The sequence below is a fragment of the Chloroflexota bacterium genome, assembly GCA_038040195.1.
Lineage (GTDB): Bacteria > Chloroflexota > Limnocylindria > QHBO01 > QHBO01 > DASTEQ01.
This window is the reverse complement of record JBBPIR010000026.1, coordinates 1-2060: the sequence shown is the minus strand read 5'-3', so window position 1 is coordinate 2060 and position 2060 is coordinate 1. Positions and strand designations below refer to the sequence as shown.

Sequence of the window (2060 nt, the reverse complement as noted above, 5' to 3'; positions counted from 1 at the left end):
TGGATCTTTGGCGCGTACCGGTGGCAGAACAACCAGACGACGCCGAGCCGCATTCCGGCCGTGGTTGCGGCCCTCAAAGCGCTCTACCCTGGAGAAGCGTTCGAGAATACCTCGCTCAAGAGTCAGCAGCCGTATGCGAAGGTGACGGCGCGGCTGGGGACCAACCACACGCTGGCCGGGATCTATCAGGGTGACCGGCTGCACATGCTCAACGTCGGGCAGACGATGACGAGATTTGACGAAGTCCTGTCGACCGGTGGGGCGCTGTACGGGGCCAAGCTGACGTCGGCGTGGGGGACCAGGTTCACGACGACCTTCACGGCCAGCTACAACAACAAGGGGGGAAACGGCCTCGATAGCTACGACGGGCGCGTCATCCCGGGGCCGAGCATCGACGTACACCCGGCCTTCACGGTGGCGCAGGGCCGAGCCACGGGGACCGGCCTGCTCGTGACGACCGGCGGCAACCGGTCGGTCGGCTGCCTCGGCTGCATGCTCCTGGACAACTCGTCGGTGACCATGCTGCGCGGCGACCTCACGTGGTACAAGGACAACCTGGCCGGGTCGCACGAGTTCGAGGTCGGCTTCCTGGCGCTACCGGCCAACAACTTCGACCAGGAGACCGTGTACCTGAACGACGGCTTCATCACCGAGGAACAGCGCCTGGTCAATCCGAACGACCCGGCCGCTGGGACGGTGCCGTTCCACCGGCAGTACATTACGGGCGACCTGAGCCTCCTCTCCGCCTCCGGGCGCGACAAGGACATCGGCTTCTACGTCCAGGACACCTGGAAGCCGGGCGCGCGGGTGACGGCGACGCTGGGCGTCCGGGTGGACCTCGTGCGGCGCTACGACGCGCAGCGCGGTTTCTCGCGGCAGTCGAGCACCGAAGTGGGGCCGCGGGCGGGCTTCTCGTATCTGCTGACCGATGACGCCAAGAACGTGCTGCGTGGCACCTTCGCGCGGGTGCACGAACAATTGCAGGGCGGGCGGCATGGCGTGTCGTCGTTCGGCGGCGCCGACGCGGCCGCCATCCGGGACACCTACGATCTCGATGGCAATGGGACCTTCGAGGCGGTGTTCGACGCGCCGGCCCGGATCTCGTCGGTCTCCAGTCTGCAGTTCGATCCCGGCATGAGCCAGCCGATCATCGACGAGTACATCGTGGGCTACCGGCGGCAGTTCCCCGGGCAGATGAGCGTGGATGTGGCCGGAATCGCGCGCAAGGTCCACAACATGTTCGCGCAGACGGATATCAACGGGATCTATCCCAGCGGTCCGAATCAGCCGTTCGGCGGCTTCGGCCTGGTCGATCCGAACCAGGGCATCGTCTACAGGTTGACGAACAATACCTGGAGCGCGATGCACTACTACGCGCTGCAGATTACGGTGGCCAAGAACCTGTCGCGCAACTTCCAGGCGATGGCGGCGATCCACCGCCAGTGGCAGCATGATAGCGGCACGTGGAACCCGACCGACCCGGCGCGTTTCATCCAGCCCGACGCGTTCCCCAACAACAGGATGCTCTGGCGGACGCGGGACCCGAACGACCACATCAGCTACCCCGGTAACACCACCGCCCCGATGTGGAACCCGTTCTCGTACCGGTTCAACGGGACGTGGCACGCACCGGCCGGGATCGTCGTTGGGGGCAGCTACTCGGTGGTCTCGGGCGGGTGGAGCTCGTGGATCGTCAACCAACTGCCGGCCAACGACCCGCAGCTCGCGGTCTTCGGACCCGCGACGGTGGTCTCTTCGACGGGCTCGGTCCAGTCGAATCCGCTCCGGACGCGGATCCGCTTCGTCTACCCGACCCGCGGGGAGGGGCAGGTCCTGCTGGTGGCCACCCATACGGTGGGAATCAAGCTCAGCAAGCGGTTCAAGCTGGGCGGGGCCCGCGACGTGGAGATCGCGAGCAACATCCTGAATTTGCTCAACGCAGGCCGCGGCACCGAATACGCGCGCGGCGGAGCGAACCGGCAGTACAACACGGTGGCCTACCTGCAGCCGGGCAACCTGCAGGCCGCCCGGTCGGTCCAGTTGGACCTCCTGTTCCGGTT

The 2060-nt window shown here is 66.3% G+C and carries 1 protein-coding gene; it reads left to right on the top strand.

All coding sequences use genetic code 11. The features are described from left to right. The coding region (locus tag AABM41_09795) for a TonB-dependent receptor (GenBank protein MEK6192588.1) at positions 1–2060 on the top strand (2060 nt) is incomplete at both ends.